General features: G+C 67.3%; 24 protein-coding genes and 1 pseudogene. 18 read left to right on the top strand and 7 right to left on the bottom strand.

The window, feature by feature from the left end; translation table 11 throughout:
• The 4 genes and pseudogenes from DN387_RS08035 to cobG all read right to left on the bottom strand — a co-directional run.
• A pseudogene (locus tag DN387_RS08035) lies at nucleotides 1-826 on the bottom strand (precorrin-3B C(17)-methyltransferase); the annotation flags it as partial.
• Nucleotides 826-1,557: a precorrin-2 C(20)-methyltransferase gene (locus DN387_RS08030; RefSeq protein ID WP_054916149.1), complete on the bottom strand. Its 732-nt coding sequence runs from the start codon at nucleotides 1,555-1,557 to the stop codon at nucleotides 826-828. The pseudogene DN387_RS08035 and the gene DN387_RS08030, both read right to left, overlap by 1 nt.
• A complete protein-coding gene (locus tag DN387_RS08025) occupies nucleotides 1,557-2,183 on the bottom strand; it encodes a precorrin-8X methylmutase (RefSeq protein WP_054916150.1) in 627 nt (208 codons plus the stop codon). Before DN387_RS08025 ends, DN387_RS08030 begins: the two co-directional genes overlap by 1 nt.
• Nucleotides 2,176-3,504 (bottom strand): precorrin-3B synthase, encoded by a 1,329-nt coding sequence (gene cobG, locus DN387_RS08020; protein ID WP_276574337.1) that lies wholly within the window; start codon nucleotides 3,502-3,504, stop codon nucleotides 2,176-2,178. The genes DN387_RS08025 and cobG overlap by 8 nt, the downstream gene beginning before the upstream one ends.
• A 116-nt stretch (nucleotides 3,505-3,620) precedes the next feature.
• Here cobG and DN387_RS08015 point away from each other — a divergent pair, with 116 nt between their 5' ends.
• The 12 genes from DN387_RS08015 to cycA all read left to right on the top strand — a co-directional run bounded on the left by DN387_RS08015 (nucleotide 3,621) and on the right by cycA (nucleotide 17,063).
• The gene (locus tag DN387_RS08015) at nucleotides 3,621-4,832 is read left to right on the top strand and encodes a bifunctional cobalt-precorrin-7 (C(5))-methyltransferase/cobalt-precorrin-6B (C(15))-methyltransferase (RefSeq protein WP_043863474.1); all 1,212 of its coding nucleotides are present in this window, start codon (nucleotides 3,621-3,623) and stop codon (nucleotides 4,830-4,832) included.
• Nucleotides 4,825-5,919 (top strand): cobalt-precorrin-5B (C(1))-methyltransferase, encoded by a 1,095-nt coding sequence (locus DN387_RS08010; RefSeq protein ID WP_043863475.1) that lies wholly within the window; start codon nucleotides 4,825-4,827, stop codon nucleotides 5,917-5,919. Before DN387_RS08015 ends, DN387_RS08010 begins: the two co-directional genes overlap by 8 nt.
• On the top strand, nucleotides 5,916-6,629 hold the full coding sequence (locus DN387_RS08005) for a cobalt-precorrin-6A reductase (RefSeq protein ID WP_054916152.1): 714 nt from the start codon (nucleotides 5,916-5,918) through the stop codon (nucleotides 6,627-6,629). Before DN387_RS08010 ends, DN387_RS08005 begins: the two co-directional genes overlap by 4 nt.
• A 175-nt stretch (nucleotides 6,630-6,804) precedes the next feature.
• Entirely contained in the window at nucleotides 6,805-7,191 is a 387-nt protein-coding gene (locus DN387_RS08000; RefSeq protein WP_054916153.1) for a DUF2946 domain-containing protein, read from the top strand.
• A 47-nt stretch (nucleotides 7,192-7,238) separates the two neighbouring features.
• Entirely contained in the window at nucleotides 7,239-7,709 is a 471-nt protein-coding gene (locus DN387_RS07995) for a copper chaperone PCu(A)C (protein ID WP_043863478.1), read from the top strand.
• 20 nt (nucleotides 7,710-7,729) lie between these two features.
• The gene (locus tag DN387_RS07990; RefSeq protein WP_054916154.1) at nucleotides 7,730-8,146 is read left to right on the top strand and encodes a DUF2946 domain-containing protein; all 417 of its coding nucleotides are present in this window, start codon (nucleotides 7,730-7,732) and stop codon (nucleotides 8,144-8,146) included.
• 82 nt (nucleotides 8,147-8,228) lie between these two features.
• Nucleotides 8,229-10,289: a TonB-dependent copper receptor gene (locus DN387_RS07985; RefSeq protein WP_054916155.1), complete on the top strand. Its 2,061-nt coding sequence runs from the start codon at nucleotides 8,229-8,231 to the stop codon at nucleotides 10,287-10,289.
• Nucleotides 10,290-10,487: 198 nt separating this feature from the next.
• Nucleotides 10,488-12,626, top strand: coding sequence for a TonB-dependent siderophore receptor (locus DN387_RS07980; RefSeq protein ID WP_043863481.1), 2,139 nt, complete (start codon nucleotides 10,488-10,490; stop codon nucleotides 12,624-12,626).
• A 97-nt stretch (nucleotides 12,627-12,723) separates the two neighbouring features.
• Nucleotides 12,724-13,512, top strand: a complete 789-nt coding sequence (locus DN387_RS07975) for an ABC transporter ATP-binding protein (RefSeq protein WP_043863482.1) — start codon at nucleotides 12,724-12,726, stop codon at nucleotides 13,510-13,512.
• Complete coding sequence (locus DN387_RS07970) at nucleotides 13,509-14,453, top strand: ABC transporter substrate-binding protein (RefSeq protein ID WP_054916156.1); 945 nt, start codon at nucleotides 13,509-13,511, stop codon at nucleotides 14,451-14,453. Before DN387_RS07975 ends, DN387_RS07970 begins: the two co-directional genes overlap by 4 nt.
• A complete protein-coding gene (locus DN387_RS07965) occupies nucleotides 14,450-15,463 on the top strand; it encodes an iron ABC transporter permease (protein WP_054916157.1) in 1,014 nt (337 codons plus the stop codon). Before DN387_RS07970 ends, DN387_RS07965 begins: the two co-directional genes overlap by 4 nt.
• Before the next feature lie 178 nt (nucleotides 15,464-15,641).
• Nucleotides 15,642-17,063 (top strand): D-serine/D-alanine/glycine transporter, encoded by a 1,422-nt coding sequence (gene cycA / locus DN387_RS07960; protein ID WP_054916158.1) that lies wholly within the window; start codon nucleotides 15,642-15,644, stop codon nucleotides 17,061-17,063.
• On the opposite strand, the gene DN387_RS07955 is transcribed toward cycA, so the two are convergent.
• Complete coding sequence (locus DN387_RS07955) at nucleotides 17,054-17,584, bottom strand: hypothetical protein (protein ID WP_043863486.1); 531 nt, start codon at nucleotides 17,582-17,584, stop codon at nucleotides 17,054-17,056. The two genes, cycA and DN387_RS07955, sit on opposite strands and share 10 nt — an antisense overlap.
• Before the next feature lie 247 nt (nucleotides 17,585-17,831).
• Here DN387_RS07955 and urtA point away from each other — a divergent pair, with 247 nt between their 5' ends.
• The 6 genes from urtA to DN387_RS07925 all read left to right on the top strand — a co-directional run bounded on the left by urtA (nucleotide 17,832) and on the right by DN387_RS07925 (nucleotide 24,007).
• The gene (gene urtA, locus DN387_RS07950) at nucleotides 17,832-19,097 is read left to right on the top strand and encodes an urea ABC transporter substrate-binding protein (RefSeq protein ID WP_054916159.1); all 1,266 of its coding nucleotides are present in this window, start codon (nucleotides 17,832-17,834) and stop codon (nucleotides 19,095-19,097) included.
• Between the two features lie 127 nt (nucleotides 19,098-19,224).
• Nucleotides 19,225-20,727: an urea ABC transporter permease subunit UrtB gene (gene urtB, locus DN387_RS07945; protein ID WP_043863488.1), complete on the top strand. Its 1,503-nt coding sequence runs from the start codon at nucleotides 19,225-19,227 to the stop codon at nucleotides 20,725-20,727.
• Nucleotides 20,727-21,806 carry an urea ABC transporter permease subunit UrtC gene (gene urtC, locus DN387_RS07940; RefSeq protein WP_043863489.1) on the top strand — a complete coding sequence of 360 codons (1,080 nt, stop codon included), beginning with the start codon at nucleotides 20,727-20,729 and terminating at the stop codon, nucleotides 21,804-21,806. Before urtB ends, urtC begins: the two co-directional genes overlap by 1 nt.
• Entirely contained in the window at nucleotides 21,803-22,663 is an 861-nt protein-coding gene (gene urtD, locus DN387_RS07935; RefSeq protein WP_167400197.1) for an urea ABC transporter ATP-binding protein UrtD, read from the top strand. The genes urtC and urtD overlap by 4 nt, the downstream gene beginning before the upstream one ends.
• A gap of 91 nt (nucleotides 22,664-22,754) precedes the next feature.
• Nucleotides 22,755-23,453 (top strand): urea ABC transporter ATP-binding subunit UrtE, encoded by a 699-nt coding sequence (urtE, locus tag DN387_RS07930; RefSeq protein ID WP_043863491.1) that lies wholly within the window; start codon nucleotides 22,755-22,757, stop codon nucleotides 23,451-23,453.
• A gap of 32 nt (nucleotides 23,454-23,485) precedes the next feature.
• Nucleotides 23,486-24,007: a GNAT family N-acetyltransferase gene (locus tag DN387_RS07925; protein ID WP_054916160.1), complete on the top strand. Its 522-nt coding sequence runs from the start codon at nucleotides 23,486-23,488 to the stop codon at nucleotides 24,005-24,007.
• A gap of 99 nt (nucleotides 24,008-24,106) precedes the next feature.
• Here the strand turns inward: DN387_RS07925 and DN387_RS07920 are convergent, their stop codons facing one another.
• Together DN387_RS07920 and cbpA are read right to left on the bottom strand one after the other, a co-directional pair.
• Nucleotides 24,107-24,412, bottom strand: a complete 306-nt coding sequence (locus DN387_RS07920; protein WP_043863493.1) for a chaperone modulator CbpM — start codon at nucleotides 24,410-24,412, stop codon at nucleotides 24,107-24,109.
• Nucleotides 24,413-24,414: 2 nt separating this feature from the next.
• The gene (gene cbpA / locus DN387_RS07915; protein ID WP_043863494.1) at nucleotides 24,415-25,377 is read right to left on the bottom strand and encodes a curved DNA-binding protein; all 963 of its coding nucleotides are present in this window, start codon (nucleotides 25,375-25,377) and stop codon (nucleotides 24,415-24,417) included.
• Between the last annotated feature and the right edge of the window lie 134 nt (nucleotides 25,378-25,511).

The raw sequence follows: 25,511 nt of genomic DNA, 5'->3' as shown, positions 1-25,511 counted from the left end.
CGGCAACGCTGCCGGCCGCCGGGGCGAAGCGCAACGGCACGCCCAGCTCGGCCGCTGCCGCGTGCAACGCCGGGCTGGCCATCTCGCTGTCGGCCGCCAGCAGGCAGGCCAATGCCGGCTCGGCGATCTTCGCGCGGTGCAGCGCCGCACGCACCGCCGCAGCCAGCTCCGGCACCTGGGCACTCACGGCCACCAGCACGCAGCGCGGGTAGATCACCAGCTCGTTGGCGTCGGCCTCACGTGCATCGCAGCCCACGTGAATGGCCAGCTGCGCCTGCTCGCTCTGCGGCAGTTGCGCCTGTTCGAGCCACGGCGCGGCGCCATCGATGCGCACGCTTTCACCGGCCAGCAGGTCGGACACGAAACGCTTGCCCAGCTCCAGGTCGGCCAGCGCATAACCACTGGGCGGGTTGAGCAGGCAGGTGCCGAAGCGCAGCTCGCCGCTGGTGGTGATGGCCGGCGCCACGCCGAGGCCGGCGGCGATCTCGCGGGCCAGCCCGTTGACCCCGCCCAGCCCGCCCAGCAGCGGCACCACGGCGCTGCCGTCTTCGGCCACGGCCAGTACCGGCGGTTCGGCGCCCTTCTCCAGCAGCACGCTGGCCAGGCTGCGAATCACGATGCCGGCGGCGCACAGGGCAATGATCGGGGTGTCCTGCTGGTACAGCTGGCGCAGGGTGGCGCCGAAGTCCTGGTAGCTGCGGTCCGCGCCCTCGACCCGCCCGGCCAGGCCGTGGATCAATGCATCGGGGTACAGCTGCTGGAGCCTGCGGGCAGTGGCCAGGCTGCCCTTGCCCAGGATCACGATGGCCGGTGCGTGAGATGTCATCACCCTTGCCACCGTTCACCCGGCACGATGATCAGCGAGAAGTATGGCGAGGACTGCGGGTCGACTGCATCCAGCGCCACGATCTTCTGGTTGGCCATGGTCGCGCGTTCCACGTACAGCGCTCGCTCGGCCAGGCCCAGTTCGGCCAGCACCTGGCGCACCTTGGGGAAATTGCGCCCCAGCTTCATGATCACCGCCGCGTCGGCATCGGCCAGGCGGCGCTTGAGCTCGTCGGCCGGCAGCACGCCCGACAGCACCGACAGGCTCTGGTTGCGGTACACCAGCGGCGCGCCGAGTACCGAGGCGCCACCGAGCATCGAGCACACGCCGGGGATCACCTGGGCCTCGTAGCGCTCGGCCAGGCGGTCGTGCAGGTACATGTAGGAGCCATAGAAGAACGGGTCGCCTTCGCAGATCACCGCCACGTCGCGGCCGGCATCCAGGTGCGCGGCCACTTCCAGGCTGGCGCCGTCGTAGAAGTCGCTGATCACCTGTTCATACGACAGCGGCGCCGGCAGCGCCTCGGTGGTCACCGGGTACACCAGCGGCAGCAATGTCTGCGCCTGCTGCAGGTGCGCCTCGATGATGCCGAAGGCATTGCCGCGCTTGCCCTTGGCCACGAAGTACGCCACCACTGGCGCCTCGCGCAGCAGGCGCAGCGCCTTGACCGTGATCAGTTCGGGGTCGCCGGGGCCCACGCCCAGGCCAAGCAGTCGTCCGCGTGGCTGCATCATTCGACCTCCGTGGCCAGGGCATTGACCGCCGCTGCTGCCATCGCGCTGCCGCCCAGGCGGCCCTCGACGATCACGAACGGCACGCCACGGCTGTCGGCCGCGAGCATCGCCTTGGACTCGGCCGCGCCGACGAAACCGACCGGGAAGCCGAGGATCAGCGCAGGCTTCGGCGCCCCTGCATCGATCATCTCGAGCAGGTAGAACAATGCGGTCGGCGCATTGCCGATCACCACCACGCTGCCTTCCAGGTGCGGGCGCCACAGCTCCAGGGCCACCGCCGAGCGGGTGTTGCCCAGCTCCTTGGCCAGGCCCGGCACGCTGTCGTCGCGCAGGGTGCAGATCACCTCGTTGTTGGCCGGCAGGCGTGCACGGGTGATGCCTTCGGCGACCATGCGCGCATCGCACAGGATCGGCGCACCGTTGGCCAGCGCCTCGCGCCCGGCCTTGCCGGCGCCTTCGCTGAAGCGCAGCTTGTCGACCACCTCGACCATGCCGCAGGCATGGATGACCCGCACCGCGAGTTTTTCCAGGTCGGCCGGGATCCGCTCCAGGCGAGCCTCCTGGCGAATGATGGCGAAGGAGTTGCGGTAGATCTCCTGGCCGTCGCGGATGTAATCAATCATCGGGGTTGCTCCGTAGGCGGGCGTCGAGTTGCGCGCCCGCTTCTTTCAATGTCAGGTTGCGCCCGCCAGGGGCGCCCAGGCCCGGCTGCGCCGGGTCGTGAAAATACAGGTCGTAATGCCCGGGCCCGACCGCCAGCAGGGTGGCCGGTGCACGGTGGGCCAGCGCGCAGGAACGCGCGCAGCCGCTCAGGTGAATGCCGGCCACCGGGCCCGGCTCGCGCAGCAGCGCCGCCAGCTGCACGGCGTCGGCCTTGGTGTCGGCCAGGGCCTTGGCGCAGCCGGCCGAACCGGTGCAGGCCACCATGCGTGCCAGCGGCTGCGCCGGGTCGCACAGCAAACCCAGCGCTGCCAGCCCGGCCAGCGCCTGCTCGGCGTCGGTGGCGGCAAGATTGGGCAGCAGCAGGCTTTGCCAGGGCGTCATGCGCAGGCTGGCGTCGCCCAGGCTGCTGGCCAGGTGCGCGGCGCCACGCAACTGCGCGGCGCTCAGGCGCCCCAGCGGTGCGGCGGCGCCCACCGCGACCCTGCCCGTCTGGCGCTGTGGGTAGACACCCAGATGGCGGGCCTGGTCACGTCGCGGCCGGCGCCAGCCCAGCACCGCGTGGTCGCGGCGCAGCGCCACGCCAAGGCCTTGCACGAACGCCTCCCTGCCGCATTCGGCCAGCAACTGGCGCATGCGCGCCTGCTGCGCACTGGCCAGGTCGAGAAACCGCTGCAACACCGCCAGCACCAGCGCGTGCCCATCGGCCAGCGGCACCGCGCCCAGCGCACCCTCCTCGGCCGGGCAGCCGGCCAGGCCAAAGGCCAGCCACACCTCGCCGTCCAGGCGCAGTGCCGACAGCCACAGGTCGTGGGGGTGGGTGAGCATGGCCAGGTCTTCGCCAGCGTCCAGTTGCACGGCGAACTTGGCAGACAACTGATGAAAGCGCTCGCAGGTCTGCAGCGATTCGAGGATCTGCCCCGCCAGCGCCCGGCTGTCGAACAGCATGGCCGGGTCGAGACCGGCCGCCGGGCTGAGCATCAGGTTGCGCACATCGTCGCCCGCCGCCTGGCGCGGGCCCAGGCCGGCGTCGAGCAGGCATGCCACCAGCCCGGCGTGGTCGGCACCGATGCCGCGAATCTGCAGGTTGCTGCGGTTGGTTACCTCGATCACGCCGCCGGCAAAGCGCTCGGCGGCGTCGGCCACTGCGTGTGCCTGGGCCGCGCTCAGGGTGCCGGCGTCGAGCTTGATGCGTGAAATGCCGCCGTCCAGCGCCTGCACGATACGCCACAACCCCGGGCAGGCCGAGGGGCGAAGAGCTGGAGTGGGCAGGGGTTGCGGCAAGGGATCACCCGGCAATCGTCAAAAGGCGCTGGTAGCACAAAGGCGCGGTATTATGCCTGCTTTGTCCGTCGGCAGGCTAAGCCAGCCGGTCGGATAGGCAAGCGAAGAGGAACGGCATGGCGCCCTGGTTGACGGTAGTAGGTATTGGCGAAGACGGCTTCACGGGCCTGGGCAAACAGGCTCGGCATGCCCTGCTGCGAGCCACCAAGGTGTTCGGCAGCCCGCGCCAGCTGGCCCTGCTGCCCCACTGCTCGCGCGCCGAACGCGTCGCCTGGCCCAGCCCGTTTTCCCTGGCGCCGCTGCTGGCCGAACGTGGCGAGCCGGTGTGCGTGCTGGCCAGTGGCGACCCGATGCTCTACGGCGTAGGCGCCAGCCTGGCGCGCCAGCTGCCGGCCGAGGCCATGCGGGTGCTGCCTGCACCGTCCTCCTACTCGCTGGCCGCCGCCCGCCTGGGCTGGCCCCTGCAGGATGTGGTCACGCTGTCGGTGGTAGCACGCCCGGTCGCCGCCGTGGCCGCCCACCTGTACAGCGGCCAGCGCCTGCTGGTGCTGAGCAATGACCGCAGCAGCCCCGCCGCCCTGGCCGCCCTGTTGCGCGAGCGCGGCTTCGGCCCCAGCCACCTGAGCGTGCTGGAGCACCTGGGCGGCGCCGACGAACGGCGCATCGATGCCCGTGCCGATGGCTGGCAGGACGCCGACTTCGCCGACCTCAACCTGGTGGCCATCGACTGCCGGGCCGGCGCCGATGCACCGCGCCTGTCGCCGCTGGCCGGCCTGCCCGATTCGGCCTTCGCGCACGACGGGCAGATCACCAAGCGCGACGTGCGCGCCATCACCCTCGCCCGCCTGGCCCCGCAGCCGGGCGAGCTGCTGTGGGACGTGGGCGCCGGCAGCGGCTCGATCGGCATCGAATGGATGCGCGCCCACCCCAGCTGCCGGGCGCTGGCCATCGAGGCCGACGCCGGCCGCCAGCAACTGATCGAACACAACCGCGACGCCCTGGGCGTGCCTGGCCTGCAACTGGTGCGCGGGCGCGCCCCGCAGGCGTTGCAGGGCCTGGAGCGGCCCCACGCGATCTTCATCGGTGGCGGCGTGACCCGCGAGGGCGTGCTGGACGAATGCTGGGCGCACCTGCGCCCCGGTGGCCGGCTGGTGGCCAATGCCGTGACCCTGCAGAGCGAGACCCTGCTGATGAGCTGGCGCGAACGTCATGGCGGCGAGCTCACCCGTATCCATGTGGCCCAGGCGCAGCCGCTGGGCGAGTTCGACACCTGGCGCCAGGCGCTGCCGATCACCCTGCTTGATGTGGTAAAGCCCCTCGATGCGTGACGAAACCGCAGAACAGCCGGCGCCGCTGCGCAGCGGCCTGACCACGGGCAGCTGCGCCACTGCCACCAGCCTGGCGGCGGCGCGCCTGCTGTTGAGCGGGCAATGCGACGACGCGGTGCAGATCACCCTGCCCAAGGGCAGACAGGTGCAGATGCGCCTGGAGTTCTGCCGGCTGGCCGGGCCAGGCGCCGAAGCCGGCACCCTCAAGGATGCCGGCGACGACCCCGACGTGACCCATGGCGCGCTGCTCTACAGCCAGGTGCGGCTGCTGGCCGAGCCGGGCGTGCGCTTTGTCGCCGGCATCGGCGTGGGCACCGTGACCCGTCCCGGGCTGGTGCTGGGGGTGGGCGAGCCGGCGATCAACCCGGTGCCGCGGCGCATGATGACCGAGCACCTGCAGCGTCTGGCGCTGGAGTGCGATTACGCGGGGGGCTTCGAGGTCACCGTGAACGTGCAGGACGGCGACAGCCTGGCCCTCAAGACCATGAACCCGCGCCTGGGCATCCTCGGCGGGCTGTCGATTCTGGGCACCAGTGGCATCGTGCGGCCGTTTTCCTGCGCGGCCTACATTGCCTCGATCCACCAGGGCATCGACGTGGCCAAGACCAATGGCTACGAACACATTGCCGCGTGTACCGGCAATGCCAGCGAAGACACCATGCGCCGGGTCTACGGCATTCCCGACATCGCCCTGATCGAGATGGGCGATTTTGTCGGCGCGGTGCTCAAGCACCTGCGCAAGGTGCCGGTTGGCAAGCTGAGCATCTGCGGCGGCTTCGGCAAGATCAGCAAACTGGCGGCCGGGCACATGGACCTGCACAGCCGGCATTCGAGCATCGACCTGCCGCAACTGGCTGGCTGGGCGGCAGCGGTGGGTGCCGACGCCGCGTTGCAGGCGGCGATCATCGGCGCCAACACCAGCCAGCAGGCGTTGGCCCTGGCCAGTGCGGCGGGGGTCGGGCTGGGGGATGCGGTGTGCGAGCACGCGCTGGCTTTCGCCCGCAGCGTGGTGCCGGCGCAGGTACAGGTGGAGGTGTTCGCCATCGACCGCCAGGGCGGCATCGTCGGCCGGGCGGGTGTTCGATGAGCCGGCGCATCCTGTTGCTGGGCGGCGTGACCGAGGCGCTGTTGATAGCCCGTCAGCTGGGCCCGCAGCACGTCTACAGCCTGGCCGGTATCGGCCGGGTGCCCAGCGACCTGGCGTGCCAGGTGCGGGTGGGCGGCTATGGTGGGGCCGAGGGCCTAGCCGCTTACCTGCGGGCCGAAGGCATCGGTCTGGTGATCGACGCGACCCACCCGTATGCGGCGCAGATCAGCCGCAATGCGGCGCAGGCAGCGCGCCTGGCCGGGGTTGAATGCTGGGCGTTGCGGCGCCCGGCGTGGCAGGCGCAGGCCGGTGACGACTGGCGGGAAGTGGCAGACTGGACGCAGTTGATCGAGGCATTGAAACCGTTTCGCCGGCCCCTGTTCACCCTGGGGCGCGAGCCGTTGCAGCACCTGCACGAGATACCCGCGCAGCAGTTCTGGACCTTGCGCGCGCTGGAGGCGTGCGAGGGGAATGCGCGATGCGAAGTGATCGGCGCGCGGGGGCCGTTTCGCCTGGAGGATGAACGGGCGTTGTTCGAGCGTTGCCGGGTGGATGTGCTGATCAGCAAGAACAGTGGCAGCGCCGCGACCGAGCCCAAGCTCGAAGTGGCGCGCGAGCGGGGTGTGCCGGTACTGATCCTGAAGCGGCCGGCGCTGGCGGGGGTGGATCGGGAGTTCGTGGGCGTCGCCGATGTGCTGGCGGCGCTTTGACGGGTGCACACAGCTCCAGAGTCGATCAAAAAAGGCTGACACAAGGTCAGGGGAAGGATAGATGCGCTGTCGACGCAGTTACCCCACCTGCGACACTCCATCACACCCCGGCTTTTTTACATATACTTCGACATCTGGCTAAATAGCCCCACTCGATTCCTGACCGGATCTCCCCATGCCCGCACACCGGCTCGCCTACGCCTGGATCGCCTGCTTCGCAGTGCTGTTCAATCTGCTGGCCATGCCGTTGTCCGCCGCCGCTGCAAAAGCCCAACCCGAACAACTGCTGTGGGGCACCTTCTGCTCCAGCGGCGTGACCAAGATGATCGCCATCTCGCTGAATGCCCCCGACGGCCAACAGCAGAACGACGACCACTCCACCATGCAGCACTGCTGGTGCTGCTCCGGCACTGCCCCGCTGCTGGCCCTGCCCGGCCACCCGCCACGGCTGGTGACGTCCGAGCACACCCTCAACACCCCGTCACCGCTACTCGCCAGCTACCACCCCACGCCACGCCAGCAATGGCCCGCGCTCAATCCCCGTGCCTCCCCCCAGGCCTGAGTTCACTACGCTACCAGTTGCGAACCTGACCCGAACGGAGATTGACCATGCTCAAGAACGCCCTGCTGCTGGCCGCCCTGCTGCTGCCCGCCACCTTTGCCAACGCCCATGAATACACCGTGGGCGACCTGCATATCGCCCACCCGTGGTCGCAGGAGCTGCCGCCCAACGCCCCTAACGTGGCCGCCTATTTCATCGTGCACAACAACGGCAAGAGCGCCGATCGCCTGCTCGGCGTCGACAGCCCGATCACCGACAACGCCGAACTGCACGAGCATGTGCACAAGGACGGCCTGATGAAGATGCAGCAGGTGCAGGGTGTCGACATCCCCGCCGGCGCCGACCTGGTGTTCGCCCCCGGCGCCTACCACGTGATGCTGATGCAGCCCAAGGACCGCAGCCTGCTCAGCGACGGCAAGCGCTTCCCGCTGACCCTGCATTTCCAGAAGGCCGGCAACATCACGGTCGAAGTGGCCGTGCAGAAACAGGCCCCCGAGGGCACCGCCCACAGCCATTGATTCGCTGACGGCTGCACGCCATGCGCCTGCCCCGCGGCAGGCTCGCCCGCCCCGCTGACCTCCAACGAGCACGCGGCAGCTGGCTGAGCCTGTTCGCCATGTTGATGATCTTCATCGGCCCACTGGTCTCCCAGTCGATGCCGATGGATCACCGTGCCTCCATGCCCGGCATGGACATGGCCATGGACTGCCACTCAGGCAGCCACGCCAGCAGCCCGGCCGACAACCCGGCAGCGCTGCACGTCATCTGGGAAAAGTGCGGCTACTGCAGCCTGTTCTTCCACTGCCCGGCGCTGCCGCAGACGCTCAGCCTGCTCGACACCGAGGCCGTCTCGCCCCACACCACCCTGCGCGCCCAGCCGCGCCAGGGCCATGCGCGCCAGGCCATCTTCCCCGGCGCCCGCAGCCGCGCGCCACCTGCCCACATCGTCGTCTGAACCCACTTTGCATGCGCCCCAGGGCCCGGCTTGCTGCCGAGGCTCCTGCGCACCCTCACGACCACACGATGTTGGAAATACTATGTCCGGCTCTACCGTTACCCTGCGCCTGTCGCTGCAAGGCACCATCGCCCTGCTGTGCGGCACCCTGTTCAGCCACGTGGCCCTGGCCGCCGACAGCGGCCACGAAGGCCACGACCACGCCGAACTGAGCCCCACGGTGATCACTGCCGTGGCGCCCAGCTCGCCGCTGACCATCGTCACCAACCCCAAGGACCCACGCCAGCCGGTACCGGCCAGCGACGGCGCCGACTACCTCAAGACCATCCCGGGCTTCTCGGCCATCCGCGCCGGTGGCACCAACGGCGACCCGGTGCTGCGTGGCATGTTCGGCTCGCGCCTGAACATCCTTACCAACGGCGGCGTGATGCTCGGCGCCTGCCCCAACCGCATGGACGCACCCACCTCGTACATCTCGCCGGAAACCTACGACCGCCTCACCGTGATCAAGGGCCCGCAGAGCGTGCAGTGGGGCCCCGGCGCCTCGGCCGGCACCATCCTCTTCGACCGCGAGCCCGAACAGTTCGGCGAGCTCGGCAGCCGCGTCAACGCAAGCCTGCTGGCCGGCTCCAACGGGCGCTTCGACAAGGTGCTGGATGCTGCGGCAGGCAACGCACAGGGCTATGCACGCTTTGTCGGCAACCAGTCGCGCTCCGACGACTACAAGGACGGCAACGGCGACACCGTGCCCTCGCGCTGGGACAAGTGGAACGGTGACGTGGCCCTGGGCTGGACCCCGGATGCCGACACCCTGCTCGAACTCACTGCCGGCAAGGGCGATGGCGAGGCGCGCTATGCCGGGCGCGGCATGGACGGTTCGCAGTTCAAGCGCGAAAGCCTGGGCCTGCGCTTTGAGAAATCCAACCTGGGCGGGGTGCTCGACAAGCTCGAAGCCCAGGTCTACTACAACTACGCCGACCACGTGATGGACAACTACAGCCTGCGCACCTCGCCCACCAGCGGCATGATGGCCGGGCCGATGGTCAGCAACGTCGACCGCCGCACCCTCGGCGGGCGGCTCAAGGCCACCTGGCGCTGGGAGGACGTGACCCTGGTCAGCGGTGTCGATGCGCAGACCAACGAACATCGCCAGCGCGGCGGCATGGGCGTGGATGCGCACAAGGCCGAGCCCTGGACCAAGGACGCGGACTTTCACAACTACGGCGTGTTCGGCGAGCTGACCTGGGAAACCTCCAGCCAGGACCGCCTGGTCAGCGGCGCGCGCCTGGACCGCGCCTCGGCCAAGGATTTTCGTGAAGCCAGCGCCACCCGCGGCAACACCCGCGCCGACACCCTGCCCAGCGGGTTCGTGCGCTACGAGCACGACCTGCTCGACCTCCCGGCCACCACCTATGTGGGCCTGGGCCATGCCCAGCGCTTCCCCGACTACTGGGAGCTGTTCTCGCCCAAGTCGGGCCCGGCCGGCTCGCTCAATGCGTTCGACTCGATCAAGCCGGAGAAGACCACCCAGCTCGACGTGGGCATCCAGTACAAGACCGAGCAGCTCGAAGCCTGGGCCTCGGGCTATGTCGGCCAGGTGCGCGACTACATCCTGTTCGACTACCGTCCCGGCATGATGGGCATGCTCAGCTCCCAGGCGCAGAACATCGATGCCCGTATCATGGGCGGCGAGCTGGGCGCGGCCTATCAGTTCGCGCCCAACTGGAAAGCCGACGCCACCCTGGCCTACGCCTGGGGCAAGAACAGCAGCGATGGCAAGGCGCTGCCGCAGATGCCGCCGCTGGAAAGCCGCCTGGGCCTGACCTACAGCCGCGACGCCTGGAGCGCCGGTGCGCTGTGGCGCCTGGTCTCGGCGCAGAACCGCATCGCCGAGGGTTCCGGCAACGTGGTGGGCAAGGACTACGAGAAAAGCGCAGGCTTCGGCGTGTTCTCGCTCAACGGCACCTACCGCGTGAGCAAGAACATCAAGCTCAGTGCCGGCGTCGACAACCTGTTCGACAAGGCCTACGCCGAGCACCTGAACCTGGCGGGCAACGCCGGCTTCGGCTACCCGGCCAGTGATCCGCAGGCGATCAACGAGCCAGGGCGTACCCTCTGGACCAAGGTCGACCTGAGCTTCTGATGCACCACACGGGCGCGGCCACTGGCCGCGCCCTCTGGCAGACCGGCGGCGCCAACCTGAGCCCTGCTCATGCAGCACATGAGCACGCTGCGCTACCGCCAATCGGCAAAATGTTACATTATACGCCCCGAAAAACACCCGCCTCGAACCCGGCGCACCGACGCGCCCGGGCCTTATGGACAAGCGATTTCCCTTCCGATGAACAAGTACCTGATCGGCTCCCTGAGCCTGCTGGCCGCGTGCGATTGCGCCCTGGCCAACACCCTGACCCTGCCTGCCGGCACCATCACCGCCACGGCCGACGCCGAACAGCGGGTCAGCCTCGATACCCCGACCAGCGCCGGTTCGCGCCTGAACCTGAACGCCCTGCAAACCCCGGGCAGCGTCGAGAGCCTGAGCGGCGAGCAGGTACGCGCACGTGGCGATCGCAGCGTACAGGACGGCGTGTCGCGCAGCACCGGCATCAGCCGCACCGGCACCCCGGGCGATGGCGGCACCTCGCTGCAGGCCCGCGGCTTCACCGGGCAGAGCTCGGTGATGCAGCTGTTCGACGGCAACCGCATGTACACCGGCATGGGCACCGTGACCTTCCCGGTAGACACCTGGTCGGTGGAACGCATCGACGTTCTGCGCGGCCCGGCCTCGGTGCTGTATGGCGAAGGCGCCACCGGTGCGGTGGTCAACGTGGTGCCGAAAAAGCCCTTCGAGGGCGAGATCGTCAACCACCTGCGCCTGGGCTACGGCAGCCACGACAGCCAGCAGACCGCCCTCGACAGCGGCGGCTCGCTCACCGACAGCCTGAGCTACCGCCTGAACATCAACCAGCTGCGCAGCAACGGCTGGATCGACCACGGCGACTCCAGCAGCACCGCCATCAGCGCGGCGCTGCGCTGGCAGGCCAATGACGACCTGGCCTTCACCCTGGCGCACGACTATGGCGACCAGAAGCCGATGAACTACTTCGGCACGCCGCTGATCAACGGCCACCTGCGCGAGAGCCTGCGCGACAAGAACTACAACATCAGCAACGACAAGCAGCACTACAACGACCAGTGGACGCGCCTGACCACCGAGTGGCAGATCAGCGACAGCGTCAGCTCCACCAACGAGCTGTACTACCTCAAGGCCAACCGCCGCTGGCAGAACGCCGAGAACTACACCTGGGATGCGGCCAGCCAGCAACTGCTGCGCAGTGGCAACTTCGGCATCAAGCACCAGCAGGAGCAGCTGGGTGATCGCCAGACCTTCACCTTCAGGCACAGCCTGTTCGGCCTCGACAGCCAGACCCTGGTGGGCGCCGACTACAACCGCATCCGCTTCCAGCTCAACAGCAACGCGCCATTCAACGACAGCATCGTCGGCGGCGAGCCGATCGACCTGCGCCACCCGCAGCGCAGCGGCTTTGCCAGCGATTCGGCGTACCGTCCGCAGTTCGACAGCCTGACCCACCAGTTCGCGCTGTTCGCCGAAAACCGCCTGCAGCTCACCGAGCGCCTGTCGCTGGTGACGGGCGTGCGCCGCGACGTGGTGCACCTGGACCGCAACGACCTGCGCAGCGAAGTGACCGGCAACACACGCAGCGACACCAGCCTGGACGGCAACAACTGGAAGGCCGGGCTGGTGTTCGCCCTCACCCCCGAAACGTCGCTGTATGCCCAGCACGCCACCAGCACCGATGGCGTTGGCGGCTTGATCTCGCTGAGCCCCGACCAGCAGCAGTACGGCCTGGCCAAGGCGCGCCAGACCGAGGTCGGGGTCAAGCAGCAGTTCTGGCAGCAGCGTGGCGAATGGACCCTGGCGGCGTACCACATCGTCAAGAAGGACCTGCTCACCGACGACCCGTCGCAGATCGGCACCGGCCGGCAACTGCAGGTGGGCAAGCAGTCGTCCGACGGCATCGAGGCCAGCCTGGACCTGCAGCTGCCGCACGACTGGCAGGTACAGGCCAACGCCGCGTTCGTGCGTGCACGCTATGACGAGTTCGAGCAGGAGGTGAACGGCGTGATGGTATCGCGGGCCGGCAACCGCCCCACCGACGTACCGGGGCGCACCGCCAACCTGTGGCTGAGCAAGGGCCTGACCGACAGCCTGCGCGCCGGCGCCGGGGTGCGCTATGTGGACGGGCGCTATGCCGACATGGGCAACACTACCCGGCTGCCGAGCTACACGGTGGTGGATGCCTCGGTGGCGTGGCAGGTGCTCAGCGATACCACGCTGGGCCTGCAGTTGAACAACCTGTTCGACCGTCGGTACGCGCAAAGTCAGTACAATGACGGCCAGCAATGGATCCTGGGTGAGCCGCGCTCGTTCTTCGTGACGGCCGACTACACCTTCTGACCGCGTCGCCCCATTCGCCGGCAAGGCCGGCTCCTACACACCACACCGGTCCTGCAGGAGCCGGCCTTGCCGGCGAAGAGGCCCGAATAGACGACACATGACCACCCTGAATATCCACAACCTGCACTGGTCCCCCAAAGGCCACGGCCACTGCCACCACCAGTTCCAGCTGCGTGGCGTCGACCTGCAGGTGCGCCCCGGCGAATTCGTCGGCCTCATTGGCCCCAACGGCAGCGGCAAGACCAGCCTGCTGCGGTGCGCCTACCGCTTCAACGCGCCCGAACGCGGGCACATCACCCTCGACGACCACAACCTCTGGCAACAATCGCCGCGCTGGTGTGCCCAGCGCATCGCGGTGGTGCTGCAGGAGTTTCCCGACGCGTTTGGCCTGAGCGTGGCCGAAGTGGTCGCCATGGGGCGCATTCCGCACCAGGGCCTGTTCGACGGCGACAGCCGCCAAGACCGCCAGCGTGTGCAGCAGGCGCTGCTCGACGTCGGCCTGCACGGCTTCGACGACCACGCCTTCGCCACCCTTTCGGGCGGTGAAAAGCAGCGCGTGATCCTGGCCCGCGCCCTGGTGCAGCAACCGCGCGTACTGATCCTCGACGAACCGACCAACCACCTCGACCCGCGTTACCAACTGGCCCTGCTGCACCAGGTGCGCCAGCTGCGCATCGCCACCCTGGCCAGCATCCACGACCTGAACCTGGCCGCCGCCTTCTGCGACCGCCTGTACGTGCTCGACCACGGCCGCATCGTGGCCAGTGGCACACCGCACCAGGTCCTCACCGCCGAGCTGCTGCGCGAGGTGTTCGGCGTTCAGGCGCTGATCGACCGCCACCCGCTGGCCGACCATCCACGCATCACCTGGATAGCCCCCCAATGATTCGATCCGCCCTGCTTGCCGCGCTGCTGCTGGTCGCCGGCCCGGCCCTGGCCGAGGCCACGCGCTACCCGCTCACGGTGCACAGCTGCAACCGCGAGGTGACCTTCGCCAAGGCCCCCGAACGCGCCCTGAGCCACGACATCAACATGACCCAGATGATGCTCGCCCTGGGCCTGCGCACGAAGATGGTCGGCTACAGCGGCGTCAGCGGCTGGAAGGCAGTGACCCCGGCGCTGCGCAAGGAACTCGACGGCCTGCCGGAGCTGGCCAGCAAGTACCCTTCGGTGGAAACCCTGCTCAACGCCAACGTCGACTTCTTCTTCGCCGGCTGGGACTACGGCATGCGCGTGGGCGGCGACCTCACCCCGCAGAGCCTGGCACCGCTGGGCATCGCGGTATACGAGCTGACCGAGTCGTGCGCGTTCGTGATGAAGCGCCCGCCGGCGAGCCTGGACGACACCTACAACGACCTGCGCAACCTGGGCCGGATCTTCGACGTGCAGGCCCGCGCCAGCCAGCTGATCGAGCAGATGCAGCAGCGCGTGGCCAGCGTGCAGCAGCACCTGCCGGCGCAGCGCCCGCGGGTGTTCCTGTATGACAGCGGCGAAGACCGCGCCATGACCTCCGGGCGCCTGGGCATGCCCGAGGCGCTGATCAACGCCGCCGGCGGGCGCAACATCCTCGATGACATCGAGGCCAGCTGGACCCGCGTGAACTGGGAAAGCGTGGTCGAACGCAACCCCGAGGTGATCGTGATCGTCGACTATGGCGAGATCACCGCCGCGCAGAAGCAGCAGTTTCTGGAACAGCACCCGGCCCTGCAATCGGTCGACGCGGTGCGTAACCGGCGCTTCGTGGTCATCCCCTATGTGGCCGCCACGCCGAGCCTGGAAAACGTCGAGGCGATCGAGGCCATCGCCAAGGGCCTGCACGGCGCATGAACAATCGCTATCGCCTGATGCTGCTGGCGCTGAGCGGCCTGCTGCTGGTGTCGTGCGTGCTCTCGCTGGGGTTCGGTTCGGCCCCGGTGCCGGTCGAGGTGGTCGCCCGGGTGCTGCTGTTCAAGGTATTCGGCATTGCCCCCGAGGTGCCCGCCTGGACCGCCGGCCAGGAACATATCGTGTGGCTGATCCGGGTGCCGCGCATGCTCCTGGGCGCGCTGGTGGGCGGCGGCCTGGCGATGATCGGCGCGGTGCTGCAGGCGGTCACGCGCAACCCGCTGGCCGACCCGCACCTGCTCGGCGTGACCTCCGGCGCCACGCTGGGTGCGGTGCTGGTGGTGCTGCATGTGGGTGAACTGATCGGCGTGCTGACCCTGCCGCTGGCAGCCTTTGTCGGCGCGCTGTGCAGCATGCTGCTGGTGCTGGCGATTGCCAGCCGGCATGGCCGCCTGGACAGCGACCGCCTGTTGCTGTGCGGGGTGGCCGTGGCCTTCGTGATGATGGCGCTGGCCAACCTGCTGCTGTTCATGGGCGATCATCGTGCAAGCTCGGCGGTGATGTTCTGGATGCTCGGCGGCCTCGGCCTGGCGCGCTGGGAGCTGCTGGCGGTGCCGGCAGCCAGCGTGCTGCTGGGGCTGGGCCTGCTGCTGGGCATGGCACGCGCGCTCAATGCGCTGATGGCCGGCGAGCAGACCGCCGTGACCCTGGGCCTGAACGCACGCTCGGTGCGCCTGCTGGCGTTTCTGATCTGCTCGCTGCTGACCGGCGTGCTGGTGGCGATCAGCGGTTCCATCGGCTTTGTCGGCCTTATGGTGCCGCACATTGCGCGGCGCCTGGTGGGCGCCGAGCACCGCCGGCTGCTGCCGGTGTCGCTGCTGCTGGGCAGCCTGTTCCTGATCTGGGTGGATGTGGCCGCACGCACCCTGATCGCCCCTGAAGACCTGCCCATCGGCATCGCCACGGCGGCCATCGGCGGGCTGTTCTTCATCGGCATGATGCGCCGGCGCTGAACTGCTGCCTGGCGCTGAGCCCTTGCCTGGCCCGGAAATCCTGCCTTGACCGCGATCAACAAAGCGGTGCGAACGTACCAACTTGAGACGTATTGCCACCTCGCCAGGGCAAAAGCCCGTGATAGCCTAGCGAGCGCTTCACGCACAAGAAGACTGACTCCTCAATGGAATGCCACCCATGACCAACCAGCAACCGCCGGACACCCCGGCCCACGACCTGCAACGCAACCTCACCAACCGCCATATCCAGCTCATCGCGATTGGCGGGGCCATCGGCACCGGCCTGTTCATGGGCTCGGGCAAGACCATCAGCCTGGCTGGCCCGTCGATCATCTTCGTCTACATGATCATCGGTTTCATGCTGTTCTTCGTCATGCGTGCCATGGGCGAACTGCTGCTGTCGAACCTCAACTACAAGTCGTTCATCGATTTCTCCGCCGACCTGCTCGGCCCCTGGGCCGGCTACTTCACCGGCTGGACCTACTGGTTCTGCTGGATCATCACCGGCATTGCCGACGTGATCGCAATCGCCGCCTACTCGCAGTTCTGGTTCCCTGACCTGCCGCAATGGGCGCCGGCCCTGGCCTGCGTCGGCGTGCTGCTGTCGCTGAACCTGATCACGGTGAAGCTGTTCGGCGAAATCGAGTTCTGGTTCGCCCTGATCAAGATCATCGCGATCATGGCGCTGGTGTGCACCGGCCTGTACATGGTGTTCGTCGGCTTCCAGTCGCCCACCGGCACCAGTGCACAGCTGAGCAACCTGTGGAATGACGCGGGCATGTTCCCCCATGGCCTGATGGGCTTTTTCGCGGGCTTCCAGATTGCCGTGTTCGCCTTCGTCGGCATCGAACTGGTGGGCACCACCGCCGCCGAGGCGAAGAACCCCGAGCGCACCCTGCCGCGGGCGATCAACTCGATCCCGATCCGCATCATCATGTTCTACGTGCTGGCGCTGATCGCGATCATGGCCGTCACCCCGTGGCGCGACGTGGTGCCGGGCAAGAGCCCGTTCGTCGAGCTGTTCGTGCTGGCCGGGCTGCCGGCGGCGGCGAGCATCATCAACTTCGTGGTGCTGACCTCGGCGGCCTCCTCGGCCAACAGCGGGGTGTTTTCCACCAGCCGCATGCTGTTCGGCCTGGCCCAGCAGGGCGATGCGCCGAAAAGCTTCGAGACCCTGTCCAGCCGCAAGGTGCCGGCCAACGGCCTGTACTTCTCGTGCACCTGCCTGCTGCTGGGCGCGGCCCTGATGTACGTGATCCCCGACCTGATCGAGGCCTTCACCCTGGTGACCACGGTGTCGGCGATCCTGTTCATGTTCGTGTGGACGCTGATCCTGCTGTCGTACCTCACCTACCGCAAGGAGCGTGCGCCGCTGCACCAGGCCTCGAAGTACAAGATGCCGGGCGGGCGCTTCATGTGCTGGGTATGCCTGACGTTCTTCGCCTTCATCCTGGTGTTGCTGTGCCTGGAGAGCGATACCCGCCAGGCCCTGCTGGTGACGCCGCTGTGGTTCGTGCTGCTGGCCGTGACCTACCAGACCGTGCGCCGCAAGCGCCAGGCGCGTGTGCCGGTGCCCGCTACCACGCCGCGTCAGTCGTAGTCGTACTCCTGCTGCTGGAGGGCTTGGGCAAGCCCTTCCAGCACGCCATCGGCCTCGGCCCGCTGTTCGGGCGAAGGGCCGCTGGCAAACTGGCTGCGCTGCTGGCCCAGGGTGAGGAACGCATTGTCGCCATCACCCCAGATATACGAATAGACCAGCAGGAAGCTGTCCGACTCCGGCTTGGCGTACTTCGCCATCTGACGCAGAGGGGCCAGCAGCTGGATCATCTCGCCGTAATTGTTGGTGAACTCCACCAACGCGAACTGCCAGACCTGCGACGCCTCGTCGTACTGCATCAGGCTGCCGTACATGCAGTCGACCCAGCCCTGAAGCAAATCGCCCAGCGCCACCGCATTTTCAGGCGCCTTCTGGTCAAGATCACGTACCCCGTGCACCTCGGCGGCGTCCAGCCATTGCTGCCAGTCATCGAACTCGCCAGCGCCCGCCGCAGGTGAGGTCACCGCGGCCTGGTACTGGGCCGGGGTGATGTTGCAGCGAAAGTACAGCGATGACGCTTCCATGGCGAAAATCCTTGAGCCGAGTTGAAGTGAGGGCGCAAGCATAAGGCATCGCCGTGAACTATTGCTGTGCAGCCTTGCGCGTACTGCACCACGGCAAGCGCCATCCCGGTGCACCCACCCTGCCCTGCACCTTGTGAACACGCCGCTGGCAAGCCTGTGTACGACATCGGCACAGCCCTTGCTAAAGCTCTCTGCACAAAGTCGCCGTCTGCCCAGCAGAACCATTCGATCCCATGGAGAGAGCACTATGAAGCGTCGCAGTCTGATCAAGGCATTCACCCTCAGCGCGTCGATTGCCGCGATGGGCCTGAGCTGGACGGTCCAGGCCGCCGAGACCATCAAGGTCGGCATCCTGCATTCGCTGTCGGGCACCATGGCGATCTCCGAGACCTCGCTCAAGGACATGGCCCTGATGACCATCGAGCAGATCAACGCCAAGGGCGGGGTCAACGGCAAGCTGCTGGAGCCGGTGGTGGTCGACCCGGCCTCCAACTGGCCGCTGTTCGCCGAGAAGAGCCGCCAGTTGCTGACCCAGGACAAGGTCGCGGTGGTGTTCGGCTGCTGGACCTCGGTGTCGCGCAAGTCGGTGCTGCCGGTGTTCGAGGAACTCAACGGGCTGCTGTTCTACCCGGTGCAGTACGAAGGTGAAGAGATGTCGCCCAACGTGTTCTACACCGGGGCAGCGCCCAACCAGCAGGCGATACCGGCGGTGGAATACCTGATGAGCGAGGACGGTGGCGCGGCCAAGCGCTTCTTCCTGCTGGGCACCGACTACGTGTACCCACGCACCACCAACAAGATTCTGCGTGCGTTCCTGCACAGCAAGGGCGTGGCCGACAAGGACATCGAGGAGGTGTACACCCCGTTCGGCCACAGCGATTACCAGACCATCGTGGCCAACATCAAGAAGTTCTCGGCCGGGGGCAAGACGGCGGTGATCTCCACCGTCAACGGCGACTCCAACGTGCCGTTCTACAAGGAACTGGCCAACCAGGGCCTGAAGGCCACCGACGTGCCGGTGGTGGCGTTCTCGGTGGGTGAAGAGGAGCTTCGCGGCATCGACACCAAGCCGCTGGTGGGGCACCTGGCGGCGTGGAACTACTTCGAGTCGGTGGACAACCCGGTCAACACGCAGTTCGTGGCCGATTGGAAGGCCTATGCCAAGGCGAAGAACCTGCCGGGCGCCGACAAGGCGGTGACCAACGACCCGATGGAGGCCACCTATGTGGGCATCCATATGTGGGCCCAGGCGGTGGAAAGGGCCAAGAGCACCGATGTGGACAAGGTGCGCGAGGCGCTGGCGGGGCAGACGTTCAAGGCGCCATCGGGCTTCACCCTGACCATGGACAAGACCAACCACCACCTGCACAAGCCGGTGATGATCGGCGAGATCCAGGATGACGGGCAGTTCAGCGTGGTGTGGCAGACCGAGCAGCCGCTGCGCGCGCAGCCGTGGAGCCCGTTCATTCCGGGCAACGACAAGCGGCCGGATTATGCCGTGAAAGGCAACTGAGGCAGGGGGCCGCCGTGCGGCCCATCGCGGGTCAAGCCTGCTCCCACAGGGATCACCGAACTCTGTAGGAGCGGGCTTGACCCGCGAAGAGGCCCTGACAGTCACCTAACCTTTCGAGGAAGCCGCCATGCCCAAGGCACTCCACTCGCTGTTGCTCGCCCTGCTCCTGCTGCTGCCTCTAGCAGCCCGGGCCGCTGGCGACGCCGACTACTTCATCGCCGCCAAGCCCAACGAACAGGCCAGCCTGCTGCAGGGCTGGGCGGCGCAACCCGACCCCGCGCGCCTCGAACTGCTGAGTTCGCTGCAGCAAGGCCGCCTGGGCCCGGACGACAGCCGCAAGCTGCGCCTGAACAACCGCCTGCGCGGCCTGGTGGACAACGCCCTGGCCAGCCATCGACTGCTCAGCGATGACGCCAGGGTCCGCCTGGCCGCCGCCCAGCAACTGCAGAAAAGCGCGCAGCCCGCTCAGGTCGCCTTCCTCGACCGGCGCTTTGCCAGCGAGCCCGACGCCGCCGTGCACGCAGCCCTGGGCCTGGCCCTGGCCAACCTGCAACTGGTCGCGACAGACCCCGCCGTACGCCTGGCCGCCGTGCGCCTGCTGGGCGAAACCGGCGACCCGATGGCCCGCACCCGCCTCGAAAGCCTGCTCGACCCCAGTGTGGAAACCGACCCCACGGTGCGCACCGCCGCCGAAACCAGCCTGGCCCAGGTCAAGCGCAAGCTGCTGATCGGCGAGCTGCTCGGCCAGGCCTTCAGCGGGCTGTCGCTGGGTTCGATCCTGCTACTGGCAGCCCTGGGCCTGGCGATCACCTTCGGCCTGCTGGGGGTGATCAACATGGCCCACGGCGAAATGCTGATGCTCGGCGCCTACAGCACCTACGTGGTGCAAGTGCTGGTGCAGCGCTACGCCCCCGGCGCGCTGGACTTCTACCCGCTGCTGGCACTGCCGGTGGCCTTCGGTGTGAGTGCCGGGGTCGGCATGCTGCTCGAACGCACGGTGATCCGCCACCTGTACGGGCGCCCGCTGGAAACCCTGCTGGCCACCTGGGGCATCAGCCTGATCCTGATCCAGGCCATCCGCCTGCTGTTCGGCGCGCAGAACGTCGAGGTGGCCAACCCGGCCTGGCTCTCCGGCGGCCTGCAGGTACTGCCCAACCTGGTGCTGCCCTACAGCCGCCTGGTGATCATCGGTTTCGCCCTGTGCGTGGTGCTGCTCACCTGGCTGCTGCTCAACCGCACCCGCCTGGGCCTGAACGTGCGCGCCGTCACCCAGAACCGCAACATGGCCGCCTGCTGCGGCGTGCCCACCGGGCGCGTGGACATGCTCGCCTTCGGCCTGGGTTCGGGTATCGCCGGCCTGGGCGGCGTGGCCCTGAGCCAGATCGGCAACGTCGGCCCGGACCTGGGCCAGAGCTACATCATCGACTCGTTCCTGGTGGTGGTGCTCGGTGGCGTCGGGCAACTGGCCGGCAGCCTGTGGGCCGCGTTCGGCCTGGGCATAGCCAACAAGTTGCTGGAACCGCAGATCGGTGCGGTGCTCGGCAAGATCCTCATCCTTGCGCTGATCATTCTGTTCATCCAGAAGCGTCCGCAAGGCCTGTTCGCCCTCAAGGGACGGGTAATCGACTGATGAACCAGCCACTGCTTGTCACTGCTACGCAAAAAGCCGGCCCGCGCCTGACCCTGGCCGTCGGCGCCCTGGTGCTGCTGGTGCTGATCGCCCTGCCACTGCTGTCGTTGCTGCCAGCCGGCCACAGCCTGCAGGTGTCGGCCTACACCCTGACCCTGGTGGGCAAGATCCTGTGCTACGCCATCGTTGCCCTGGCGCTGGACCTGGTGTGGGGCTACGCCGGGTTGCTGTCGCTGGGCCATGGCCTGTTCTTCGCCCTGGGCGGCTACGCCATGGGCATGTACCTGATGCGCGAAGCGGCCGGCGACGGCCTGCCGGCGTTCATGACCTTTCTGTCGTGGAGCGAGCTGCCGTGGTACTGGGCCGGCACCCAGCACTTTGCCTGGGCACTGTGCCTGGTGGTGCTGGCGCCGGGGCTTTTGGCGCTGGTGTTCGGCTACTTCGCGTTCCGTTCGCGGATCAAGGGCGTGTACTTCTCGATCATGACCCAGGCCCTGACCTTTGCCGGCATGCTGCTGTTCTTTCGCAACGAGACCGGCTTTGGCGGCAACAACGGCTTCACCAACTTTCGCAGCATCCTGGGTTTCGAGATCACCGCCCAGGGCACCCGCGCGGTGCTGTTCCTGCTCACCGTGGCCTTGCTGGCGGGCAGCCTGTACCTGGGCTGGCGCCTGGCGCGCAGCAAGTTCGGGCGCGTGCTCACGGCGCTGCGCGACGCCGAGAACCGCCTGATGTTCTGCGGCTACGACCCGCGTGGCTTCAAGCTGTTCGTGTGGGTGCTGAGCGCCGTGCTGTGCGGCCTGGCGGGTGCGCTGTACGTGCCGCAGGTGGGCATCATCAACCCCAGCGAGATGTCGCCCACCAACTCCATCGAGGCCGCCGTGTGGGTAGCCCTGGGCGGGCGCGGCACGCTGATCGGGCCGCTGCTGGGCGCCGGCGTGGTCAATGGCATGAAGAGCTGGTTCACCGTGGCGTTCCCCGAGTTCTGGCTGTTCTTTCTCGGTGCGCTGTTCATTCTGGTAACGCTTTACCTGCCCAGGGGCGTGGTCGGTCTGCTGAAGAAAAGGGGTGAACAATGAGAAGCGTACCACTGCCTGCCGTACACCCCGAGTTCATGCTCGAACCGATCATCGACGCCGGCAGCGGTCGCGATGCCATCGGCCTGGGCCAGGCACGCCAGCCAGGGCTGGACGTGCGCCACGGCACGGTGCTGACGCTGGAGGACATCAGCGTGAGCTTCGACGGCTTCAAGGCGCTGAATGCGCTGAACCTGTACATCGGCGTGGGCGAGTTGCGCTGCATCATCGGGCCCAACGGGGCGGGCAAGACCACGCTGATGGACGTGATCACCGGCAAGACCCGCCCCACCACCGGCAAGGCCTGGTTCGGCGAGACCCTGGACCTGACGCGCATGAGCGAGGTGCAGATCGCCCAGGCCGGCATCGGGCGCAAGTTCCAGAAGCCGACGGTGTTCGAGGCCTTGAGCGTGTACGAAAACCTGGAACTGGCGCAGAAGGCCGACAAGTCGGTGTGGGCCAGCCTGTGCGCAAGACTCGGCGGCGAACAGCGCGACCGTATCGACCAGGTGCTGCAGACCATTCGCCTGACCGGGTCGGCGCAGCGCCCGGCGGGGTTGCTGTCCCATGGGCAGAAGCAGTTTCTGGAGATCGGCATGCTGCTGATGCAGGACCCGCAGTTGCTGCTGCTGGACGAACCGGTGGCGGGCATGACCGACGCCGAGACCGAATTCACCGCCGAGCTGTTCAAAAGCCTGGCCGGCCGGCATTCGCTGATGGTGGTGGAGCACGACATGGGGTTTGTCGGCAGCATTGCCGACCATGTGACGGTGCTGCACCAGGGCAGCGTGCTGGCAGAGGGTTCGCTGGAACAGGTGCAGGCCGATGATCGGGTGATCGAGGTTTATCTGGGGCGCTGAAAAGCTTCGCCGGCAACGCCGGCTCCTACAGAGACACCGCGGCTCTTGTAGGAGCCGGCGTTGCCGGTACAGACAAAAAAGGACAAGGCACATGCTGAAAATCGACACCCTGCACCAGTACTACGGCGGCAGCCACATCCTGCGCGGCCTGTCGTTCCAGGCCAAGGTCGGTGAGGTCACCTGCCTGCTGGGCCGCAACGGCGTGGGCAAGACCACCCTGCTGCGCTGCCTGATGGGCCTGCTTCCCGCCCGCGAAGGCAGCGTGCACTGGGAGGGCCAGGCCATCACCACGCTCAAGCCGCACCAGCGCGTGCACGCCGGAATCGCCTACGTGCCCCAGGGCCGCGAGATCTTCCCGCGCCTGACGGTGGAGGAGAACCTGCTGATGGGCCTGTCACGCTTCGGCGCCAGCCAGGCGCGGGAGGTGCCGGCCTTCATCTACGAACTGTTCCCGGTACTGCTGCAGATGAAACACCGCCGCGGCGGCGACCTGTCCGGTGGCCAGCAACAGCAACTGGCCATCGGCCGCGCCCTGGCCAGCCGCCCGCGCCTGCTGATTCTCGACGAGCCCACCGAAGGCATCCAGCCATCGGTGATCAAGGAGATCGGTGCGGTGATCCGCCAACTGGCCGCGCGTGGCGACATGGCGATTCTGCTGGTGGAGCAGTTCTACGACTTTGCCGCCGAGCTGGCCGACCAGTACCTGGTGATGTCCCGCGGCGAGATCGTGCAGCAGGGCCGCGGGGAAAACATGGAGGCCGAAGGTGTACGCGGCCTGGTTACGATTTAATCTGTGCGCCTGTCCCGTTCCGAGAGCCTGTCATGAATCACATCCGCGACGCCGTGCACGCCGACCTGCCGGCCATCCGTGATATCTACAACGACGCGGTGCTCAACACCCTGGCGATCTGGAACGAGCAGACGGTCGACCTGGGCAATCGCCAGGCGTGGTTCGCGGCGCGCCAGGGGCAGGGTTATCCGATTCTGGTGGCAGTGAATGAGGCAGGGGAGGTGCTGGGCTATGCCTCGTTCGGCGACTGGCGCCCGTTCGAGGGGTTTCGCCACACCGTGGAGCATTCGGTGTACATCCGCAGCGACCAGCGCGGCCAGGGCCTGGGGCCGTTGCTGATGCAGGCGCTGATCGAGCGTGCCAGGGGCTGTGGCAAGCATGTGATGGTGGCGGCGATCGAGAGCGGCAATACGGCGTCGATCCGCCTGCACGAGCGGCTGGGCTTCACCCTGAACGGACAGATGCCGCAGGTGGGGGTGAAGTTCGGCAAGTGGCTGGACCTGACCTTCATGCAACTGATGCTGGCACCGGGGGCGCAGCCCCCACAGGGCTGAGGGCCTCATCGCGGGTCAAGCCCGCTCCCACAGGTACAGCGCTGGCTTGGAGGCCAACGGCGTATCGGTGGGAGCGGGCTTGACCCGCGATTGGGCCGGTCAGCCTTGCACAAACCTGCCCAGGCGCTGCTTCAACATCGAATTCTCACTGCGCAACTGCTTCACTTCCTCCAGCAGCTCCAGCGCCAGCGCCACCCCTTCCCACTCCAGTTCCAGCTCCTGGTGCAGCTTGGCCGCGCGCTTGGCCAGCACCGGGGCACGGTCGTCGAACACCCATTCCTCCGGCGTTCGCCCCGAAGGTTCAACGATGCCGTGTTCGACGATCTCGATCACGTAGGCTGCCGGTACATCGGCCTCCTGACAAAGGGTTCGCATGTCCAGTTGAACGATCAGGGTACTGCTCATGGTCACTTACTCCATTGAGTTCGCGGGTTGAACCCGGCCTTCTCCGACAGTTTGGTCCACAGTTCGCGGGCTTCGGCGCTCGATTGCGTCGGCATCACCACCTTCAGCTGCGCATACAGGTCGCCACGCTGGCCCTGCTTGTTGCTCAGGCCCATGCCCTTGATGCGCAGGCGCTGGCCGCTCTGGCTGTCGGGGCGGATGGTCAGGTTGACCTTGCCGGTCAGGGTCGGCATCTCGACCTTGGTGCCCAGCGCAGCCTCCCACGGTGCCAGCGGCACGGTGATGATCAGGTCATGACCTTCGACATCGAACAGCGGGTGGGGTGCCAGGCGAATGATCAGGTACAGGTCGCCATTGGCGCCGCCGCCCACGCCCGGTGCACCCTGGCCCTTGAGGCGGATGCGCTCGCCGTCGGTCACCCCGGCAGGGATCTTGACGTTGAGGGTCTTGGTGGTGTCGCCCGTGCGCTGCCCGGCCGCGTTGTACTGCGGCACCTGGAAGCTGATCTTCTTCGACTCGTTGGCCAGGGTTTCCTCGAGGAAAATCGCCAGTTCCATTTCCACGTCCTGCCCTCGCCGACCGGCACTGCGTTGCTGGCCACGGCCAAAGGGGTTGCCGTTGCCACGTCCGGCCGAGCCGAAAATGGAACTGAAGAAGTCCGAGAAGTCGCCGCCGCCAAAGTCGGCACCGCCACCGCCACCGCCACGGCTTTCCCAGCCCGGCGGGCCCTGGAAGGGCCGGCCGTGCTGGCCGTACTTGCGCAGCTCGTCGTATTCGGCGCGCTTTTCAGGGCTGCTCAGGGCCTCATAGGCCTCGTTCACTTCCTTGAAGTGGTTTTCGGCGTCGCGCTCTTTGCTGACGTCCGGGTGATACTTGCGCGCAAGCTTGCGGTAGGCGGTCTTGATCGCCTTTTCATCCGCCGTGGGCTCTACGCCAAGGATCTTGTAATAGTCTTTGAAGTCCATCTTTACGATTCACCATCGGTTATCGAATGCATCACTGCTGTGAAGATTGGGGTCAAGCATAGCCTTTCAAGTCGGACAAAGGATTGCTGTCGAGCAGATATTCGGTCTTGATTCTGCCGATGGCTGGCATAAAC

Origin of the sequence: Pseudomonas sp. FBF18 (assembly GCF_024261405.1) — a bacterium.
Classification (GTDB): Bacteria; Pseudomonadota; Gammaproteobacteria; order Pseudomonadales; family Pseudomonadaceae; genus Aquipseudomonas; species Aquipseudomonas palmensis.
This window is presented reverse-complemented; position numbering and strand designations above follow the sequence as displayed.

Coding starts and splice junctions, on each gene's coding strand:
- DN387_RS08030 (WP_054916149.1), bottom strand. CDS start 1,557: ATGCAGCCACGCGGACGACTGCTTGGCCTGGGCGTGGGCCCCGGCGAC.
- DN387_RS08025 (WP_054916150.1), bottom strand. CDS start 2,183: ATGATTGATTACATCCGCGACGGCCAGGAGATCTACCGCAACTCCTTC.
- DN387_RS08015 (WP_043863474.1), top strand. CDS start 3,621: ATGGCGCCCTGGTTGACGGTAGTAGGTATTGGCGAAGACGGCTTCACG.
- DN387_RS08010 (WP_043863475.1), top strand. CDS start 4,825: ATGCGTGACGAAACCGCAGAACAGCCGGCGCCGCTGCGCAGCGGCCTG.
- DN387_RS08005 (WP_054916152.1), top strand. CDS start 5,916: ATGAGCCGGCGCATCCTGTTGCTGGGCGGCGTGACCGAGGCGCTGTTG.
- DN387_RS08000 (WP_054916153.1), top strand. CDS start 6,805: ATGCCCGCACACCGGCTCGCCTACGCCTGGATCGCCTGCTTCGCAGTG.
- DN387_RS07995 (WP_043863478.1), top strand. CDS start 7,239: ATGCTCAAGAACGCCCTGCTGCTGGCCGCCCTGCTGCTGCCCGCCACC.
- DN387_RS07990 (WP_054916154.1), top strand. CDS start 7,730: ATGCGCCTGCCCCGCGGCAGGCTCGCCCGCCCCGCTGACCTCCAACGA.
- DN387_RS07985 (WP_054916155.1), top strand. CDS start 8,229: ATGTCCGGCTCTACCGTTACCCTGCGCCTGTCGCTGCAAGGCACCATC.
- DN387_RS07980 (WP_043863481.1), top strand. CDS start 10,488: ATGAACAAGTACCTGATCGGCTCCCTGAGCCTGCTGGCCGCGTGCGAT.
- DN387_RS07975 (WP_043863482.1), top strand. CDS start 12,724: ATGACCACCCTGAATATCCACAACCTGCACTGGTCCCCCAAAGGCCAC.
- DN387_RS07970 (WP_054916156.1), top strand. CDS start 13,509: ATGATTCGATCCGCCCTGCTTGCCGCGCTGCTGCTGGTCGCCGGCCCG.
- DN387_RS07965 (WP_054916157.1), top strand. CDS start 14,450: ATGAACAATCGCTATCGCCTGATGCTGCTGGCGCTGAGCGGCCTGCTG.
- cycA (WP_054916158.1), top strand. CDS start 15,642: ATGACCAACCAGCAACCGCCGGACACCCCGGCCCACGACCTGCAACGC.
- DN387_RS07955 (WP_043863486.1), bottom strand. CDS start 17,584: ATGGAAGCGTCATCGCTGTACTTTCGCTGCAACATCACCCCGGCCCAG.
- urtA (WP_054916159.1), top strand. CDS start 17,832: ATGAAGCGTCGCAGTCTGATCAAGGCATTCACCCTCAGCGCGTCGATT.
- urtB (WP_043863488.1), top strand. CDS start 19,225: ATGCCCAAGGCACTCCACTCGCTGTTGCTCGCCCTGCTCCTGCTGCTG.
- urtC (WP_043863489.1), top strand. CDS start 20,727: ATGAACCAGCCACTGCTTGTCACTGCTACGCAAAAAGCCGGCCCGCGC.
- urtD (WP_167400197.1), top strand. CDS start 21,803: ATGAGAAGCGTACCACTGCCTGCCGTACACCCCGAGTTCATGCTCGAA.
- urtE (WP_043863491.1), top strand. CDS start 22,755: ATGCTGAAAATCGACACCCTGCACCAGTACTACGGCGGCAGCCACATC.
- DN387_RS07925 (WP_054916160.1), top strand. CDS start 23,486: ATGAATCACATCCGCGACGCCGTGCACGCCGACCTGCCGGCCATCCGT.
- DN387_RS07920 (WP_043863493.1), bottom strand. CDS start 24,412: ATGAGCAGTACCCTGATCGTTCAACTGGACATGCGAACCCTTTGTCAG.
- cbpA (WP_043863494.1), bottom strand. CDS start 25,377: ATGGACTTCAAAGACTATTACAAGATCCTTGGCGTAGAGCCCACGGCG.